19 protein-coding genes and 1 other annotated feature are annotated in these 18,637 nt (G+C 50.4%); of the genes, 6 read left to right on the top strand and 13 right to left on the bottom strand.

Going from position 1 to position 18,637, the window contains the following annotated elements; genetic code table 11:
* The 4 genes from nirD to ADU23_RS03415 all read left to right on the top strand — a co-directional run bounded on the left by nirD (position 1) and on the right by ADU23_RS03415 (position 3,026).
* On the top strand, positions 1-315 hold the full coding sequence (nirD, locus tag ADU23_RS03400) for a nitrite reductase small subunit NirD (RefSeq protein WP_053372460.1): 315 nt from the start codon (positions 1-3) through the stop codon (positions 313-315).
* A gap of 13 nt (positions 316-328) precedes the next feature.
* Entirely contained in the window at positions 329-1,195 is an 867-nt protein-coding gene (locus ADU23_RS03405) for a formate/nitrite transporter family protein (protein ID WP_053372461.1), read from the top strand.
* A complete protein-coding gene (cobA, locus tag ADU23_RS03410; protein ID WP_053372462.1) occupies positions 1,192-1,968 on the top strand; it encodes a uroporphyrinogen-III C-methyltransferase in 777 nt (258 codons plus the stop codon). The genes ADU23_RS03405 and cobA overlap by 4 nt, the downstream gene beginning before the upstream one ends.
* Positions 1,969-2,072: 104 nt before the next feature.
* Positions 2,073-3,026: a TRM11 family SAM-dependent methyltransferase gene (locus ADU23_RS03415; RefSeq protein ID WP_157265578.1), complete on the top strand. Its 954-nt coding sequence runs from the start codon at positions 2,073-2,075 to the stop codon at positions 3,024-3,026.
* Positions 3,027-3,040: 14 nt separating this feature from the next.
* Here ADU23_RS03415 and ADU23_RS03420 read toward each other — a convergent pair whose 3' ends face one another.
* Positions 3,041-3,835 carry an alpha/beta hydrolase gene (locus ADU23_RS03420; protein WP_053372463.1) on the bottom strand — a complete coding sequence of 265 codons (795 nt, stop codon included), beginning with the start codon at positions 3,833-3,835 and terminating at the stop codon, positions 3,041-3,043.
* Positions 3,836-3,974: 139 nt separating this feature from the next.
* Positions 3,975-4,439 carry a divergent PAP2 family protein gene (locus ADU23_RS03425; protein WP_053372464.1) on the bottom strand — a complete coding sequence of 155 codons (465 nt, stop codon included), beginning with the start codon at positions 4,437-4,439 and terminating at the stop codon, positions 3,975-3,977.
* A gap of 229 nt (positions 4,440-4,668) precedes the next feature.
* Between ADU23_RS03425 and ADU23_RS03430 the strand changes: the two genes are divergently transcribed.
* Together ADU23_RS03430 and ADU23_RS03435 are read left to right on the top strand one after the other, a co-directional pair.
* Positions 4,669-5,367 carry a Crp/Fnr family transcriptional regulator gene (locus ADU23_RS03430; protein ID WP_053372465.1) on the top strand — a complete coding sequence of 233 codons (699 nt, stop codon included), beginning with the start codon at positions 4,669-4,671 and terminating at the stop codon, positions 5,365-5,367.
* Between the two features lie 27 nt (positions 5,368-5,394).
* The gene (locus tag ADU23_RS03435; RefSeq protein ID WP_053372466.1) at positions 5,395-5,823 is read left to right on the top strand and encodes a DMT family transporter; all 429 of its coding nucleotides are present in this window, start codon (positions 5,395-5,397) and stop codon (positions 5,821-5,823) included.
* Between the two features lie 11 nt (positions 5,824-5,834).
* Here ADU23_RS03435 and ADU23_RS03440 read toward each other — a convergent pair whose 3' ends face one another.
* The 11 genes from ADU23_RS03440 to ADU23_RS03490 all read right to left on the bottom strand — a co-directional run bounded on the left by ADU23_RS03440 (position 5,835) and on the right by ADU23_RS03490 (position 18,622).
* Positions 5,835-6,674, bottom strand: a complete 840-nt coding sequence (locus ADU23_RS03440; RefSeq protein WP_053372467.1) for an MBL fold metallo-hydrolase — start codon at positions 6,672-6,674, stop codon at positions 5,835-5,837.
* 6 nt (positions 6,675-6,680) lie between these two features.
* The gene (locus tag ADU23_RS03445; RefSeq protein WP_053372468.1) at positions 6,681-7,442 is read right to left on the bottom strand and encodes an ABC transporter permease; all 762 of its coding nucleotides are present in this window, start codon (positions 7,440-7,442) and stop codon (positions 6,681-6,683) included.
* Positions 7,430-8,182, bottom strand: a complete 753-nt coding sequence (locus ADU23_RS03450; RefSeq protein ID WP_053372469.1) for an ABC transporter ATP-binding protein — start codon at positions 8,180-8,182, stop codon at positions 7,430-7,432. Before ADU23_RS03450 ends, ADU23_RS03445 begins: the two co-directional genes overlap by 13 nt.
* Positions 8,183-8,335: 153 nt before the next feature.
* Positions 8,336-9,316, bottom strand: a complete 981-nt coding sequence (locus ADU23_RS03455) for a siderophore ABC transporter substrate-binding protein (RefSeq protein WP_082310981.1) — start codon at positions 9,314-9,316, stop codon at positions 8,336-8,338.
* A gap of 65 nt (positions 9,317-9,381) precedes the next feature.
* Positions 9,382-10,140 (bottom strand): iron ABC transporter ATP-binding protein, encoded by a 759-nt coding sequence (locus ADU23_RS03460; RefSeq protein WP_053372470.1) that lies wholly within the window; start codon positions 10,138-10,140, stop codon positions 9,382-9,384.
* Positions 10,137-11,078 carry an iron chelate uptake ABC transporter family permease subunit gene (locus ADU23_RS03465; RefSeq protein ID WP_053372471.1) on the bottom strand — a complete coding sequence of 314 codons (942 nt, stop codon included), beginning with the start codon at positions 11,076-11,078 and terminating at the stop codon, positions 10,137-10,139. The genes ADU23_RS03460 and ADU23_RS03465 overlap by 4 nt, the downstream gene beginning before the upstream one ends.
* Positions 11,068-12,021, bottom strand: coding sequence for an ABC transporter permease (locus ADU23_RS03470; protein WP_053372472.1), 954 nt, complete (start codon positions 12,019-12,021; stop codon positions 11,068-11,070). The genes ADU23_RS03465 and ADU23_RS03470 overlap by 11 nt, the downstream gene beginning before the upstream one ends.
* A gap of 293 nt (positions 12,022-12,314) precedes the next feature.
* A complete protein-coding gene (trpS, locus tag ADU23_RS03475; RefSeq protein WP_053372473.1) occupies positions 12,315-13,316 on the bottom strand; it encodes a tryptophan--tRNA ligase in 1,002 nt (333 codons plus the stop codon).
* 146 nt (positions 13,317-13,462) lie between these two features.
* Positions 13,463-13,743, bottom strand: a binding site (T-box leader).
* A 71-nt stretch (positions 13,744-13,814) separates the two neighbouring features.
* Positions 13,815-15,524 (bottom strand): ABC transporter ATP-binding protein, encoded by a 1,710-nt coding sequence (locus ADU23_RS03480; protein WP_053372474.1) that lies wholly within the window; start codon positions 15,522-15,524, stop codon positions 13,815-13,817.
* A complete protein-coding gene (locus tag ADU23_RS03485) occupies positions 15,511-17,373 on the bottom strand; it encodes an ABC transporter ATP-binding protein (protein WP_053372475.1) in 1,863 nt (620 codons plus the stop codon). Before ADU23_RS03485 ends, ADU23_RS03480 begins: the two co-directional genes overlap by 14 nt.
* A gap of 235 nt (positions 17,374-17,608) precedes the next feature.
* Positions 17,609-18,622, bottom strand: a complete 1,014-nt coding sequence (locus ADU23_RS03490; protein ID WP_053372476.1) for a zinc-binding alcohol dehydrogenase family protein — start codon at positions 18,620-18,622, stop codon at positions 17,609-17,611.
* Positions 18,623-18,637 lie beyond the last annotated feature (15 nt).

Genomic DNA, 18,637 nt, shown 5'->3' on the forward strand with positions numbered 1-18,637 from the left:
ATGACAACCAAGCTGCTTGTAGCTAATCTCAGCGATATCGACGTTCTCGGCTCCCGCCGCATCCAAGTAAACGATATCGAAATTGCTGTATTCCGATTGACCGACGGGAGCGTGCTCGCCGTGGAAAATAAATGCCCGCACAAAGGCGGGCTGCTATCGGAAGGGATGGTGTGCGGCACTGCCGTACACTGCCCTCTCCATGATTGGAAGGTCGATTTGCGCAGCGGCCGCGTGCACGAGCCTGACGATGGCTGCGTAACAACCTTCGAGACCGAAATCGACCGCGAGAGCGGGTCAATCTTTTTGAACATCTAAGGGGGATAACAAAATGGCATACGTAAAACCTGCGGAAGTATTAGAAGCCATGATTGACGCAGGAGAGGCCAAAGCGAAGCTAAACGCCTTTCAAATGGTTATTCGTGGTTTTTTAGGAGGCGCTATTTTAGCTTTTGCTACAACACTCGCCTTCACGGCTGTCAGCCAAACCTCTATCAATCTGGTAGGCGCCCTTATCTTTCCCGTAGGCTTCGTAATGATCGTTCTGCTTGGCCTCGAGCTTGTGACCGGCAGCTTTGCATTGATCCCCTTATCGGTCATCAAGCGCAAAACGACGATTTCCCGTATGCTTGCAAGCTACGGCTGGGCGATTGTTGGCCATTTGCTCGGCTGTATGCTTTACGCGATTCTGTACGGCTTGACCGTAACGAAGATGGGAACGGATATGGGCAATCCGCTTGCTCAAATGCTTATTCAAATTAGCGAAGCCAAAACACTCGGTTATCAAAAAATGGGCTTTGACGGCATCATCCTCGTTACCATTAAGGCTGTGCTCTGCAACTGGATGGTAACGCTCGGAGTCGTACTTGCATTTACATCCAAATCTACCGCCGGCAAAATAGCAGCGATGTGGCTGCCGATCCTGACGTTCTTCGCTCAAGGCTTCGAGCATGCCGTCGTCAATATGTTCGTCATTCCGGCAGGCATGCTGCTTGGCGCCGATGTAACGATGGCGGACTGGTGGCTGTGGAACCAAATTCCGGTCCTTCTCGGCAACTTTGTCGGCGGCGCATTGTTTACTGGCGTACTGCTCTACTTGTCTCATTCAAAATCCCCTCTCATTGAGGTTTCTTCGGAGCAAGCGAAATCGTTATTGGACATGAAGGCGGCAAAATCAGCCAAAAGGAGCAGCCTATGAGAGAGAGCGCATCCGGCAAGGTCTTTATTGTTGGCGCAGGCCCTGGCGACCCCGAGCTTATTACGATCAAAGCGATGCGGCGCATTGAGCAAGCTGACGTTATCTTGTATGACCGTCTCATCAACAAGGAGCTGCTTGGCTACGCCAGCTCGTATGCAGAGCTTGTATACTGCGGCAAAGCGCCTGGCTCGCATGCCATGTCGCAGCAGCTTATTAATGAAGCGCTCGTCCATTATGCCAGCCAAGGCAAAACCGTCGTCCGCCTAAAGGGCGGCGACCCGCTCGTCTTTGGCAGAGGCGCGGAAGAAGCGCTGGCTCTCGCCGCGCAAGGCATCTCGTACGAAATAGTGCCTGGCATCACCTCGGCAATCGGCGCTGCTGCAGCTGCGGGCATCTCCGTTACCCATCGCGATTATGCCGCATCCTTTGCTTGTGTGACCGGCAGCCGCTGCCATGGCGATAAGATGGCCATCCGCTGGGATTTGCTCGCGCATAGCGTGGATACGTTAGCGATCTATATGGGCGTCAGCGAGCTTCCCGCAATTCGAGAGGAGCTGCTAAAGCACGGCAAAGCCTCCTCCACTCCCGTCGCGCTTATCGAACGCGGCACGACCCCGAGCCAGCGAACGATCATCGGTACGTTAGCCGATATTCATACGCTAGCCCTGTCCATGAAGCTAAGCAATCCAGCGCTTATTATTATCGGAGAAGTCGTTTCTGTGCGAGAGCAGCTCTTGCAAGCCGAGCAGCATGCGGCTGCGCTAATCAGCTAAAAAAACGAGCGGCGGTCCCTCCATTTCCGAGCGACAGGCATTTACGCGCCATTTCACGTATAATGAAGGTTTCAGTACGTTATGGCAAAGGATGCGACTACAATTTGGAAATGAAGAAGCAAGCGCCGTTATTTATTTATACCTATGGCTATCGGTTAGAGGAGACAGAGCTTTGTCATTTAGAGATGCGGTCTTTTTTTGACAAACAAACGGATTCCGGCCTCTTGATGAGCGAAATTGCTGTTCATCCGGACCGCAGTCCCTTTATGAGAGAACGGCTTGAAACGATTTACCAAGGAGAACGCCTTGAGGATATATTGGAGCAAGTGAAGCAAATCGAATTAGGCGATTCGACGTTTAAAGTTATTTTTATTAAAATGAGTGATTTGGCGCCGGAGGATAAGATCGATTTCGACGACAAGCGTGTCATCGAACGCGAAATCGGCGTTTATATTGAAGGTGAGGCTGATGTGCACAATCCCGATTACACATTCGGCATTTTGAACTGGGGCGGACGCTGGTATTTCGGGAACTACATCAAGAGCAAAGCCGTTTGGCTTACGCAAATGACGAAGCCGCGCAGCTACTCGATAGCGCTGAGCACGCGGGTAGCCCGTGCGGTAGCAAATATCGCTGTCCCGATTCCAAGCGGCAAGACCGTGATCGACCCCTGCTGCGGCATTGGCACGGTGCTCGTTGAAGCCCTATCGATGGGCATCGACATCGTCGGCCGCGACATCAATCCTTTTGTTATTCGCGGTACGCTGGAAAACTTAGCGCATTTTAATTTTAAAACGGATGTAGTATGCGGCGATATTGCCGATATTACCAGCCACTATGACGCAGCGATCTTAGATATGCCTTACAACCATTTCTCTCGCACGACGCCAGAGGATCAGCTTTCCCTACTAAGAAATGCTCGCCGCATCGCAGCCAAAGCCGTTATCATAACGGCAGATCCGATGGACGAGCTGATTGAAAGCGCAGGCTTCGCTATCCTAGATCGCTGCACGACCAGAAAGGGCAGCTTTATTAGACAAATTATCGTTTGCGCATAAGCGGGTTCAGCCTTTTAGTTGAACCCATTTAACGCAAGCCAGGAAGCACATGCAGCCGTCCAGCCATTCGTATGCTCCTCGCTCTCGGCTAGTCCCAGCCCATGGCGCCCCTTCTCATATACGTGGAGGTCAAAGCTCACTTTATGCTTGCTGAGCGCAGCGGCGAACATCAGGCTATTCTCGACGGGAACGGCTGCATCATCCGACGTATGCCATAAAAAAGTCGGCGGCGTATCTTCGGTTACATTTAGCTCGCTGCTAAGCCGCTCCCCTTGCAATACTCCCGGTTCCTTGCCTAACAAGTTATCTCTTGAGCCTTTATGCGTGAAAGGATCAGTCAGCGTTATAACGGGATAGCATAGTACAAGAAGATCAGGACGGCATGACATCCGTTCAATAACATCCTCCGCGCTCCCATTTCCTTTGTCATAGCATGTCCCCGCATTGGACGCCAAATGTCCGCCAGCCGAGAAACCAAGCACGCCGACCTTTTTCGGATTAATGCGGAAGGAATCCGCTTTGAATCGAACCATGCGAATCGCCCTTTGTACATCCAGCAGCGCGCAAGGGTATTGATAGGGAGCCACCCTGTATCGCAGTACGAAGGCAGATATACCAAGTCCGTTCAACCACTGCGCGATAGGCTCCCCTTCATGACTCGCCCTTGCCCCATAACCGCCCCCAGGACAAATGATAATGGCGGGAGCGTTATCTCCCTCTACAAGATAAGGCGTAATGGCAGGGCAATCCTCATCCGCATTTCCATCTGCATACGGCGCTCCGTGCATCCATAATAATTGCTCCGTCATCTGCATAATCCCCCTCATATCGCTGCATATAAAATGTCATCTTTCACCATTATATAACTAACGATTTGGCAAGCAAACTAAAAAAAGGGCTAGGCGTTTGACCGCTTAAACCCCATCCAGCCTATTGTCCAGCGCTTCTTTATCTTCTAGGTGCGGTTAAAGCTCCAACAAGCCCTAACAAAACACCAAGCAGCGAGCCTGCGGCAACCTCCTGCGGTTCATGCCCTAAGCTTTCTTTAAGCCGTTCGCGCCGTCGCGTATGATAAATGCCGGGATGCTTGCCCGCAAGCTTCTCTACATCCACATCCAAATCATTTACCTGCATGGCTATTTGACCTGCATGCCTGCGAATATTCATCGCGTCATACATTACGATAATGCCGAACAAAGCCGATATCGCAAATTCAGGCGTCTTTATTCCGTATTTGGTTGCTGTGTATGCTGCCAGCGCCGATACCCCGCTCGAATGCGAGCTGGGCATGCCGCCTGACCCAAACATTTGTCGTATTTCCCATCTGCCCGTTTTTGCATAATGCAATGGCAGCTTCAGCAGCTGCGCTGCACCTACCGCAGCAATCGCTGTTATAAGTCCTCTATTGGCCACAGAAATTCAACCTCCAGTCATTACTCTCCTCCTCTATTTTGCCCTGCAGATGCAAATTCATGAGTCCTTGGATCGCAGCGCAGGAAAACAAGCCGAATAGCAAGTTAAGGATAACTTATATTTTAGAATGGGACATATGTCCTTTTCACATTCGCTATCTGTTTCTAAAATAAAAAATAAGTATAATAACTGGCAGTCGCGTTACTGCTCAACAGTCGATGGAGGGACCATGAAAGCGATTCATAACGAAGAGCGCCTTGCCCGATATGCAGCCGAAAATCAGCTTAATGCCATTTTTGACGCGGCAACCATAGGGATGATGAATATTGTGGCTTACGAGAATGGAGAAGCGATCTGCTCGCCCGGTGATCAGCTTGATCATTTATTCCTCTTGGTAAAAGGAAAAATCAAAGTGTACACGACGCTTCCTAATGGAAAATCCGTGCTGCTCCGCTTCAATGAACCGCTTGCGATCATTGGGGATATGGAGCTTATGACGGGCTTTCCAGTTCGCTGCATGGTTGAATCCGTAGGCGAAACCCATTTTATCGCGATAAAAAAAGAAGCGCTGCGCGAAACCGCCTTTCAAGATCCGCGTTTCCTTACGTTCATCATTAAGCAAATCAGCAACAAATTGCATACGGTTTCGTATGTATCCAGCCTCAATCTGCTTTATCCGGTAGAAAATCGCCTGGCAAGCTACTTGATTTCGATTATGTCAGAGGATCCCCTTTCCCCTTCGCTTGTAGAGATGAGGACGGATAAGCTGACGGACGTTGCCGAGCTGCTTGGTACCAGCTACCGCCATCTGAACCGTGTCATTACGCAGCTTGCTGCTGCCGGCATCATTGAACGAAAGCGCGGCGCCATCTTTATTCGCAACGAGACTCGACTTAAAGAGCTTGCCAGCGGCAATCTTTACCGTTAATGGATGATCCACTTGGAGGGAAGAGCTATGATAGGCATTATTTATTCGCTGCTTGCCGGCGTTCTGGTCAGCATACAAGGCATTTTTAACACTAGGCTCAGCGACAAAGCCGGCTTCTGGTTTACGAACACTTGGGTGCATGGAACCGGCTTTTTGCTGTCGCTTATCGTTTTGCTTATGGTGAAGGACGGCTGCCTATCCAAGCTGTACACCGTAAACAAGCTGTACTGGCTCGGAGGCGCGTTTGGCGTTATGATCGTGTTCAGCGTCATGAAAGGCATCTCGACGCTTGGTCCCGCTTATTCAGTGGCGCTGCTGCTTATTACACAGCTGCTTGTCGCTTTGATCATCGACAGCCTCGGGCTGTTCGGCGTTGATAAAGTGCCTTTATCCGCCAACAAGCTGATCGGCATTGGCATCATGATTACCGGCGTTGTCGTGTTCAAGCTCAAATAAAGCCAAGTCGATTATTTCATATAAATAAACCGCTCGCCGGGAGCGAACATATGGAACTTCTTAGCCGGATAATGACGGTGAATATAATCAACGAAATAAGCAGGGTTCTCATCGTTGATCGAAAACATGCCAAAATGCATCGGAATGACCATATCCGCATCGATTTGCACCGCGATCTCTACCGCTTCCCGGTAATTGCAGTTGCCAACGATCCCCTGCTCATTGCGGCTGAAATCACGTCCGTTGATGGGCAGTAACGCAATGTCGATCTTCCTGCTTTTCAGCCATGTCACAAGCTCAGGAAATCCGATCGTATCGCCGGCATGATAGAGATGAATGGATTCGAAATAAGCTACGTAACCCAGAAACTTATGCTCGCCCGCCTCGTCCTGTTCAAACTGCTCATGCTTGGCTGCAAAAGCTTCAAGGCGAATTCCTCCATCCAGCTCAAGCGACTGTTCGTGGGATATTCCAATCAACTGATCATCGCGCAGGCCCCATTCCTTCATTAAAGACAGATGAGCCTTCGGCACAATGAAGCGGGTTTTGTCAGATTGCCCGATCGCCTGCAAGGTCAGCTTGTCCATATGATCGCCATGATGATGCGAGCAGACAACATAATCGACATCCAAGCATTGCGATGGCTGAAGCGGCGATTCAAACGTGCGAATCCACTGTCCGCTCGGGTCTGATTCCCCATTGGTCAAGTAGGGATCGAATAGCACCGTTTTATTGTTCCATTTGACTAGAAACCCCTCTTGCCCCAATGCCCATAGCGCCAATGACTGCTCAGGCAGCACGGTGCTGGCAATTTGTTTCTCTAATGCATTTCCGCTGTTATATACGCTCACGTGTCATCATCCTTTTTGCTCTATATTTTGAATGCGCAGATCTTTCGTAAACCATTGGCGGTAGCTTAATAGGCTCAAAATAATGCTCGTCACGGCTGCCGAGCTCGCGAATGCGAATACGATTAAAATTTGGTATCTTACCGCTTCGATTGGGTTTGCGCCAGCGATAATCATTCCCGTCATCATGCCCGGAAGCTGCACGAGTCCCACCGTCTTCATGCCGTCGATCGTCGGAATCATGCTCGATTTCACCGAACGCTTCATGACATCCTGAATCGCTTGCCTAGCCGTAGCCCCAAGCGACAGCATCGTCTCGATCTCGCCTCGCGAGGCGCCGACCTCTCTTCTCATTTGATTCAGAAGAAGTCCCGATACGACCATCGCATTGCCAATCGTCATGCCGCTAATCGGGATGATATATTGGGGCGTTGCCTCAATGATTCGGAAGCCTAGCAGCAGCCCCATCATAAGCAGCTCCGTGGAGGTGATGGCGATGGCGATTTTCCAAATGATGCCCCGCAGCCCTTCGCCCCGTTTCCCCGCATTATACGAAGCGACTATAATCATCAGCAAAAGAATCAACGTTATAAAGAGCGGGTTGCTCGTATTAAAAATAAACTGCAGCACGTAACCAACAAGCAGCAGCTGCAAGGCAGAGCGAATCGTGCCCACCGCGATATCCCGCTCAAGCCCAAGCTTTTGCCATACGGATACAAGCATCGTAATCATCACGAAGAGCAGTGTAAAGCTTAATGCTAAAATGGACATGGCTGCTCCTTTAGCAAGGGAGACTGGATGTAGCTTCGGGCGAGCTCGGTCGATGGATTCTCGAAAAAAGCTGCGGTTTCGCTGTTTTCCAGCAGCGTCCCCTCGCCCATGAACCATACCGTCTTGCTCATTTGCCTTGCCTGTTCAAAATCATGGGTGACCATAATGATCGTTGTCCCTTCCTGATGGCACCACTCCTGCAGCACCTGCTCTACCTTTTCCTTGCTGCCCCTATCCAGCGAAGCTGTAATTTCATCGAGCAGCAGCACTGACGGATGCAGCAGCAAAGAGCGGAGCAGCGATACCCGCTGCTTCTCCCCGCCAGACAGACGGTCCGCATTTTTGCTAAGCTCCAAGTGCTCTAGTCCTAGCCGCGGCAGCAGATGCTGAACTAGCTTATCCTCATACGGAATGCGGTGCAGTTGGCTGACCGTCCTCAAATTTTGTTCGATGCTCCCTTGGAGCATCACGGATTGCTGCGCGACATAACACACCTTCATCCGCCACTGCCTTGGGTCCATCTCGCGCTGTGAAACGTTATGTAAAAGGATTTTCCCTTCATCCACCTTATCCAATGAGGCAATCATACGGAGCAGCGTACTTTTCCCTTGGCCGGACACGCCAAGCAAAGCAACGATAGATGGCTCTATGATTTGTGCCGACACCCTCGAGAATAAGGGAACGCCCTCTGCGTCATGGCGATTTTTGTTCACATCCTGCAGCTCTAAAACCGGATTCACGGATTCCCCTCCCTTCTGCTTTCCTTACATTATAGCTGTATTGCAGCTAATCGAAAAAGAGTATAACGAAATAGGCCAAAAAAGCCGAAGACCCGCTGCCGCTGTTGCGGAAGCAGGCCATCAGCCTTTACTGTGATACTATGCTTATTGCTGTTACTTCAAAGCGCCGTCGATTTCTTTAACCATCGCGTCTACCGAGATAAGGCCGCCGCCCGACAGATACCAGAAATCAGGGTTCAGGTACACGATGTTGCCTTCTTTGTAGGCTTTCGTGTTTTTCACGAGCTCATTTTCAACCGAATCATGGGCATTGCCTTCGCCTGCTACCACTTTGTTGCGGTCAATAACAAATAGATAGTCCGCATCTTTCTCCGCTACATATTCATAGGTTACCGGCTGGCCGTGCGTTGATACTTCAATGTTCTCATCCGCTGCCGCTACGCCAAATACATCATGAATGATGCCAAAACGCGAAGCTTTGCCGTATGCGCTGATTGCGCCTTCGTTAGCCAAAATAATAAGTCCTTTTTTGCCGCCTGCTGCCGCTTTTTCGTTCAAGGCTTTAATGGAATCGTTGATCGTTGCAAGCTCTGCTTCCGCTTCTGCCGATTTGTTGAAAATTTGGCCAAGCGTCTTCACGTTTTCGGTAAAAGATGGCATAAAGTTTTTATTGTCTACGCCCATAAAGATGGTTGGCGCAATTTTGCTAAGCTCGTCGTACGCGTCCGATTGGCGGCCGGAGATGATGATCAGATCAGGCGCAAGCTCGTTCACTTTCTCGAAGTCAGGCTCCTTCAAGCTGCCCGCGTTGACGTATTTAGCGTCTTTGTATTTCTCAAGGTAAGCAGGTACGCTTGCTTGCGGCAATGCTGCCACCTCTACGCCCAGTTTATCAAGCGTATCCAATGTGCCGAAGTCGAAAACAACAACCTTAGCCGGATTTACAGGAACAACCGTTTCGCCTAGCTGATGCTTAACGGTTACTTCCGTAGGCGCTGCCGCGTCCGCAGCCGCAGGCGCTTCGTTCGAAGGCGCGTTAGTCGCTCCGTTCTTTCCGCTATTATTGGCGCCGCACGCCGCGATCACCATAGCGAAGATTACTAGAATAGCCAATACAGGTAAAGATTTTTTCACTTCAATCACCCCTAGATCATTTGTTATATTAATGTTTGAATAACCTTTGGCAAGTCTTTCTTTGATTAAGTAAAATAAACACCGATGCGATTGCCGTTAATCAGCTCGATCGGAATGTCCATATCGTAAATGTCCTTAAGCACGGCGCTGTCGATGATCGTCTCGGTAGCGCCTTCCTTAACGACCTTTCCATCCTTCAACGCCACGATGTAATCGGAATAACAAGATGCAAAGTTTATGTCATGGATAACGATCACGACCGTCTTGCCAAGCTCCTCTACTAGGCGCCTCAGCACCTTCATTATTTGAACGGAGTGCTTCATATCCAAATTATTAAGCGGTTCGTCCAGCAAAATGTATTCGGTATTCTGTGCGATGACCATCGCGATGAACGCGCGCTGCTTCTGCCCTCCGCTTAGCTCGTCAAGATACTTGCCCTGCATTTCTTGCAGATCCATATATACGATCGCTTCGTCAACTTGCTTCCAATCCTCCGCCGTCAGCTTGCCTTGGGAATACGGGAACCTTCCGAAGCTTACAAGCTCACGCACCGTGAGGCGAAGGTTAATATGATTCGACTGCTTGAGAATCGATATTTTTTTGGCGAGCTCGGCGCTTTTCCATGAGCCGACTTCCTTGCCCTCGATGAGCACCTGCCCGCTGTCCTTCGTTAGCAGGCGGCTGATCATCGAGAGAAGCGTGCTCTTGCCTGCTCCGTTAGGGCCGATGAACGAAGTGATCTTCCCCTTCGAAATGGTTACGGACACCTGCTCGATAACAGGCTTGCCGCCATATGTTTTGGAAACCTTTTTAACCTCAATCATGCTTTCTTCTCCCTTAGCAGCAAATATAAAAAGTACGCTCCGCCGATGAAGTTGATAATGACGCTTATCGTCGTCTCGAACGAGAACACCCGCTCCACGATTAGTTGTCCGCCGACAAGCGCAATAATGCTAATCAGCATTGCTCCCGGTATCAGGTAGCTATGGCGATAGGTGCGCATGAATGGATAGGCTACATTGACGACGAGCAGGCCAAGAAAGGTAATCGGACCGACCAGCGCGGTGGATACGGCGATCAGAATCGCAACGATGACCAGCATTCTTTTGACGACATAATCGTAAGGAATACCCAGGTTGACCGCATGCTCCTTGCCAAGCGACATCACATCTAGATATTTGCTTAGCCGCGTGGCATAAATAGCAATTAAAGCGATAATGATGATCGAGATGACGAGCAGGTCCGTATTGACATTGTTGAAGCTTGCGAACATTTTCCCTTGAACGATTAGAAATTCATTCGGATCGATCAGCACCTGCATGAACGTTGACATACTGCCGAACAAAGTGCCCAGCACCAGTCCGATCAGCAGAAGGAAATATAAATTTCTGCCTTCCTTTTTGAACAACAGCTTATACAGCACCGCAACGAATGCGATCATCAAAGCAACGGATATAAAGAAATTAAGATGCTTGTTTGTGCTTGGAAGACTCATAGAGCCAAAAGCAAAGACGACGAACGTCTGAATGAGCATATAAAGCGAATCAAGGCCGATAATGCTTGGCGTTAGTATCCGATTGTTCGTAATTGTCTGAAAGATCATGGTGGAGTAAGCAATTGCGCCCCCGGTAATGACAATCGCCAGCACCTTCTTCAGTCTTCTTGGCAGGGCATAATCCCAATTAGGGCCAAGATGAATGAAAAGAAATACGGCTATTAATGCAACGGCCAGCACCGCAAGCACACTTAGTTTAAGCTTCATATGCCTTTCTCCTCATCAACAAGTAAAGAAAAATAACGCTTCCGATGATGCCGATCGTTAAGCCGATTGGAATCTCATACGGAAAGATAATCAAGCGGCCGATGATGTCGCATACCAGTACGAATATCGCGCCAACCACCGCTGTATGGGACAGGTTTCGTTTCAAATGGTCACCCATATACAGCGTCACGATATTCGGAATAATGAGGCCAAGGAATGGCAGCGTGCCTACGGTCAAAATAACGATCACCGAAATCAGCGCTACAATGACAAGGCCGATATTCACAACCAGCTTATGATTCATTCCTAGATTGGAAGAGAACTCCTCCCCTAGCCCGGCAATCGTAAACTTATTCGCATAAAGATACGCAATGACGAGCAGCGGCAAGCTCACATACATCAGCTCATAACGTCCGCTCATGACAAGAGAGAAGCTGCCTTGCAGCCATGAAGAAATATTTTGGATAAGATCGTTCTTATAGGCGAAAAACGTCGTCACCGCATTAATGACATTGCCGAACATGAGCCCTACCAGCGGTATAAAGATCGTATCTTTAAATTTCAGCCGATCGAGAATTTTCATAAACACATAGGTGCCGGCTAACGCAAATGCGAATGCAAGCAGCATCTTCTCCATCGTGCTGGCTGACGGGAATACCATCAAAGCAACGAGTATGCCAAGTCTAGCGGAATCGTCCGTCCCCCCAGTCGTAGGCGATACGAACTTGTTGCGGCTGAGCTGCTGCATGATCAATCCCGTGACGCTCATTCCGACGCCAGCTATAATAATGCTGACGAGCCGCGGAATACGGCTAATGGACAATACCTGCCGCTGCTCCTCCGTTAAAGAGAACAGATCGAGCGGCGATATGTCCTTAACCCCGATAAACAGGGACGTGATCGATAACGCAATAAGCACGACTAAGAGATACCATAGCTTCACACGAATTCCCCAAATCATCATAGAAATTATCAAAGATAATCATTCTCATTTATTTGCAAAAAAATATGCTGCATTCTACCACCACTCTCTAAGTGATAACCATTATCAGCAACATTTCCTATGTTACACGATTTTAAAATGATCGGAATGGACTTTTCTATATCGGGTGATGGACTTTCCTGCACAGTTTAAAAGTGTGACGGGCTCGTGAACGGAAAACGCTCCACTCATCAAGAAAAAAAACCAGTCCAAACACGAAGGCCGTGTCAGACTGGTTTTTGTTTGCTGCAGAATCAATCCTTATTCATGAAGTAATTGAGGCTCATGGCGTCCCGAACCTCAATCATCGTTTCTCTAGCAATGTTTTGCGCATGCTTGGTTCCGTCCATTAAAATATCATCAATCAGCTTTGGCCTATCGGCATAATAAGCTCGCCGTTCCTGCATGGGCTCCAGAAGCTGCTCAATGGCCGAAGCGATAAGCCGCTTGCACCCCGAACACCCGATTGCTCCTCTCTCGCAGCCTTCGCGTATTTCCAGTGCCCCCTCCGGCCGGAAAGCCCGGTGATAGGCATAGATCGGACAAATATCGGGATGCCCGGGATCGTTTTTGTGGATGCGAGCCGGATCCGTAACGGCCCTGCGTATTTTAAAGGCAATCTCGTCAGGCGATGAGTCCAGCTCAATCGCATTTCCTAGGCTCTTGCTCATCTTCGCATTGCCATCTGTCCCGAGCAGCCTCGGGAAATCGCCTACTATCGCCTGCGGCTCAACAAATACAGGCTTATACAATTCGTTGAACCGGCGGACGATTTTTCGGGTCAGCTCCAAATGCGGAAGCTGGTCGTCTCCTACCGGAACAATGCTCGCTTTACAGAACGTGATGTCCGCTGCCTGGCTTACCGGATAACCAAGGAATCCATAGTACATCTCATCCAATCCGCTGTTTTTGGATTCTGATTTAATCGTTGGGTTATGCCGCAGCAGGTTTACCGTGACGAACATCGAGAACAGCACGGTCAATTCGGCAATTTCCGGCACCATCGATTGCACAAAGATCGTAGCCGATTCAGGCTTAATGCCAACAGCCAAATAATCGAGCGCTACCTCTCGAAGATGGCCTCGTATTAATTCCGGTTTATCAAAATGGGTGGTCAATGCTTGAACATCGGCAAGCAGGACAAAGGTTTCATAGTTGTCTTGAAGCTCTACCCGATTTTTCAAGCTTCCGGCGTAATGGCCAAGATGCAGCTTGCCGGTGACACGATCTCCTGTAAGCATTCTTTGTTTCATCATATAAAGCCCTCCTAATTAATGAGACAGTGCTTAATAACTGTCTAGCAAATCGATTTTTGAGCAGAAGCATTCCTTCTTTCAATCGCCGCCACCAGCCATCCTCCATGGCCATCACCCCCTTCAAATCACACAAAAAAACTTCATCCGTAAAGGACGAAGTTATCGTGGTACCACCTTATTTAATCGCAGCTGCCTCATCATTCAAAGCATCGCAATTCTCTTGGACAGTACGGACACCAACATTCGGCTCGATACTGCTCCCGTGATAACGGCAGGAACCCCGGCTTTGCCTACTACATCCAAATGGTGATTCGGCAAAGCAACTCCGAAGGCCATTCAATCATACGCGGGACGCCGGTTCACAGCAACCACCGGCTCTCTGCAAGTCCTAGACGCATGTCTACTTACCCTTCATCTTCATTGTTAGATTATGTAATGTTTAATGTATCTCACCCAAATAGCGCTGTCAATCTCTAAATCGTTCCACCTTCATGACCGCTAGTGCTGCGCCATCAGGAGCTGCTGATAGACTTTGCCGCTGGCAAGCAGCTCGTTATGCGTACCGGTCTCCGCTAACGCTCCCTGGTCCATGACGAATATGACGTCGGCGTTCTCGATCGTGGAGAGGCGGTGCGCGATCATGATCGTCGTCAGCCCTTCCCTTCTTGCCTCAAGCGCAGCCAGCAGCTGACGCTCCGTCTCCAAATCCAGCGCTGACGTAGCCTCATCCAGCACCAAAATTTCCGGATCGCTAACCATCGCACGCGCAATCGCTATGCGCTGGCGTTGTCCGCCGGAGAGCTTGATGCCCCGCTCGCCGATATTCGTATCGTAACCCTCAGGCAGCGCCAAAATAAATTCATGGATTTGCGCGATGCGGCAGGCTTCCTCGATATCCGCCTCCGTAACGCCGTGTCTGCCGAGCATTAAATTTTCCCGAATCGTGTCCGAGAACATATAAGGGTCCTGAAAAACGATCGATACCTTATTTGCCCACTGCTCGCGGTTGTACGCCTGCGCAGCAATATCGTTCAGCTTCATCGTTCCAAGCGATGGATCATAGAAACGGACGAGCAACTGGGCAATCGTTGACTTGCCCCCGCCGCTCGTACCGACGAAAGCAATCTTTCTGCCGATTGGCAGCTCTGCCGTAAAACCCCGAATGACCTCAGGAAGCTCCGGCGAATAACGAAAGCTAGCATCGCTGAACGTTAAGCGCTCTATTGGCAGGTTCATGCTCTGCCGGCCTTCGTCATGCTGCTCCAGCTCCAAAATCTGCTGCACCCTGTCCACATTCGCAAGCTGCGACGACATGCCCATGAAGAACTGGAACAAATTATAGAACGAGTCTGACAATTGCGTGGAAAACTGAAACAAAATGACGAACGTTCCAATCGACATCTGATCGTTGATCAGCTGAAAGCCGCAGTAACCAAGCACCAAAATGCCAATGCCCCATTTCATCGGGTCGCTGAAGCGGATTTGCCGGTTGACGAGCTTGCCCTCCGCCATCACCTGCTCAAAGTATTCCGCGAACATCTTATTGTAAAGCTTCTCTTCCCACTTCAGCCGGTGATAGGCGACAACCTCTCGCGTGGACGCGACGCCTTCCTCAATCTGGATGAGCAATGCGGTACGCTTCTCCGCTACTTTTCTCGCCTGTGCCTTAAGCTTAGGAGTAAAATAGTAGCCAATCAGCACATAAATGGTGCAAAGCGCCACGATCATGAGCAGCAGAATCGGGCTAGAGAAACCAATAATCGCCATCAGGATGCATAGGTTCAGCGTCTCTTGAATGCCGCGCGGGATTTGCCATCCGATTACGCTCGCCGAAATATACAAATCCTGCGTGAACGAATAGACGTATTTGCCGGTTCGCTCATTTTGAAACCGCTCGATGGGAATGCCTTCAAGCTTATTCAGCATGCGCGTGAGCAAGGAGCGGCTGACCGCGAATTCATTGCGGACAAGGCTGCGGCTCGTCATGGTGAACATGAGAGAGTAGACGATACCCGCTGCCGCAAACACGCCGATGACGATGGGAAGCAGCTCGTATTTCCCTTTGCTGAACACATCATCGATTAATATTTTTTGCACATAAACAAGCGTGTAGTTGGACACCGATTCCAGCGCGAGATAGAGCAGCACGATCAGATAAGTGCCTTTAAGCATAACCGAGTTCGACCAAAAGATTTTAAGATACTTCATGTGCCACTCTCCCTTCTGCTGCTTCGGATTGGCCCACTTCCAGCTCATACAGCAGCCCTTTGCGAGCGATCAGCTCCTCGTAGCTTCCAGCTTCCGCAACGCGGCCCTCGTGGATCACGACAATTTTGTCAAAATGCTTCACCGTTGACAGCCGATGCGCAATCGCGATCGTCGTCCGGTTCACGAGCACCTCATCAAGCGCGCGCTGCACCTCGTATTCGCTTACATTATCGAGCGAGGACGTTGCCTCATCGAGCAAGATAATGGCCGGCTGTTTCACGAACATGCGCGCAATCGAGATGCGCTGCTTCTGGCCGCCGGACAGCTTCATCCCCCGCTCGCCGACGAGCGTGTCGTAGCCTTCCGGCAGCTGCATGATGAAATCATGCGCGTAAGCCGCTTTCGCAGCGGCGACTACCTCTTCATCGCTCGCCTCCGGCTTGCCGAAGCGGATGTTTTCTTTCACCGAGGAGCCAAATAAGTAAGTCTCTTGAAAAACATAACCGATCGATTCCCGCAGCCGCTCCAGCGTCATTTGGTGAATCGGCACGCCGTCCAGCCTGATGATGCCGGAGGTCGGATCATAAAACCGGCCGATCATTTTGAACATCGTCGTCTTGCCATTGCCGCTCGCGCCTACAAAGGCCACCTTCTCGCCCGGCTTAATCGTCAGCGTGAAGCCGTTAATGACCGGAGGCTGCTCGGGATATTGGAAATAAACATTGTCAAACACAAGACCGCCGCGTACTTCATCAAGCGTAATGGGATCGGCGGGATCATCGATTTCGATAGGCTTATGCATGAACCGAAACAGCGGAATCGTCTGGTGGATAATAAGCTTCTGCTCGGTGAGCTGCGTAACGAGCAGCGTGAGGCGGAACATCGTTGTCATATACAAGAGGGTAAAGGCGATAAAGCCGCCTAGTGATATCCAATTATTTTGCAAGGAATAATAGCCAGTAATAAAGAGTGCAATCGCGCCCAAATAAAACGTGAACCGCCGAAAGCTTCCTCTGCCGAAGCTATAGGTTGCGCTAAGCAAGTAGACATGCGACCAATTTTTGTGCTTGCCCAGCGTTCGCTCGTGATACCAAGGCTGCGAGCCAAAGGCGCGGAACTCGCGCAGGCCGGAAATGCTTTCGTATACCGATTGGTTATAGGCGATGCGCTCTTGGCCAGACTGGCGTCCGTAAAGCGCCGCTTTGCGCTCGAAATAGGGACCAAATAAGTAATACAATCCGAATGTCGGCAGCATAATCAGGCATAGCCAGCCGCTGATGCTAAGCAGCAGGGCGATCGCTACCATAATGAACAGTAAATTTTCGATGACGCTTGGCAGGACGTTGCGATATATTTTCTGAACGGATGCCACCTCGGAGTTGAACATCGACAGCGTCTCCCCCGCAGGATGCCGCTCGTAGTGAGCGAAGCCGAGCTTGCGCAGATGCTTGAAGATCGCAGTCTGCATATCGCGTGAGGCAAGCTCCCCGATCGTCCGCTGCAGCAGGTTGCGATAGTTTTTGGCGATGAGCATGAGTAGATTAATGACGGTAAGCGCTGCTAAAATACCGATAAAAAGCGAGGTGTCCTTGTTGACCACGACATGATCGATCACATATTGAATCATTTTTGGCGTCAGCGTCTCTCCCGTGACCGCCATCGTTCCGCATGCTGCAAGCGCCGCTATTTGCTTCTTGTAAGGCAACAGAAACTTGAGTGCCCATACATAGGAGCGCTTCGATTCATCCAACTCGGCCTTTTGCTTTGTTTTGTCCTCTTGCTTGCGCAGGCGTTTGCTTGACTGCAACGATATCCTGTCCGCTTCCGCTTGGTTCTCTGTCTTCCCCAACGTTGTTCCCCCCCTTATTTAACGTTCTGACTCCCCTTTGTTACAGCCTAATTTTTGGCAGTTGGCTTACCATCATAATTCCGGTTCCTTCTTTTGTCAACGGTACGAAATGAGTATAAACGTTTTCTACCAACCCGCCGCATTTTCGGCGAGCGGGCCATAAACGCAGAGAAAGTCCGGCTTCAGGCTGGAACGCCTTTTAGTCGGACTCTCTATCATAGTCGGAATGACTTGGTTATAATTCCACTATCGCTTTAATGACCTTCGCTTCCGGCTTCAGCCAATGGTCAAAATGCTGGATCATCTCCGCAAACGGCACACGGTGCGTGATGTAGCTGCCTACATCGACGCTGCCGCTTTGCAAAGCTTCCAGGACGGCGGAGAAATCTTCAATCGTCGCGTTGCGGCTGCCCATTAGCGTCATTTCCCGTTTGTGGAACTCCGGGTCGCTGAAGGAAAGCTCCGCTTTGACGAGGCCTACATAAACGAGCTTGCCTCCGTGGGAGACGAGGCCAAACGCATCGGTCATCGACCGTGCGTTGCCCGTAGCATCGAATACGACTGCCGGATACTCGCCATTCGTTAATTCAGCCAGCCGCTCCTTGGCGCCTTGCAGCGCATGCACCGTCTCATCGACGCCTGCCCATCGCTTGCAGAACGCCAGCCGCTCTTCCTGAATGTCCATGGCGATTACCCGCGCTCCGCGATGCTTGGCGAACGCCATGACGCCGAGCCCGATCGGTCCCGAGCCAATGACGAGCGCCGTTTCTCCGGCTTGTATACCGGAGCGGCGAACCGCATGCGCTCCGATGCTGAGCGGCTCCAGCACCGCTGCTTGATCAAACGTCAGCTCATTGGCAACGAGCAGATGCGTCACGGGCACGGCAATAAGCTCGCGCATGCCGCCGTCGATATGAACGCCAAGCACCCGCATATCCATGCAGCAATTCGTTTTTCCGCCCCGGCAAGCGATACAATTGCCGCAGTGCATATAAGGAATAACGCTCACTTGATCGCCTGCTTTGACCTTGCCCTGCGGATCATCAGCCTGCTCGACGATTCCTGCCAGCTCATGGCCAAGCACGCGCGGATACGAGAAGAAGGGCTGATTTCCCTTATACGCATGCAGATCGGTTCCGCATATGCCCACTCTGCGAATCCGAACGACAGCCATCCCTGGCAATAATACCGGCTCCTCCTGCTCCACTAACCTCAGCTGATCGATTTGCTCACATACGATTGCTCTCACCCAGCATGTCTCCCC

This window comes from Paenibacillus sp. FJAT-27812, from assembly GCF_001273905.1.
Lineage (GTDB): Bacteria > Bacillota > Bacilli > Paenibacillales > Paenibacillaceae > Pristimantibacillus.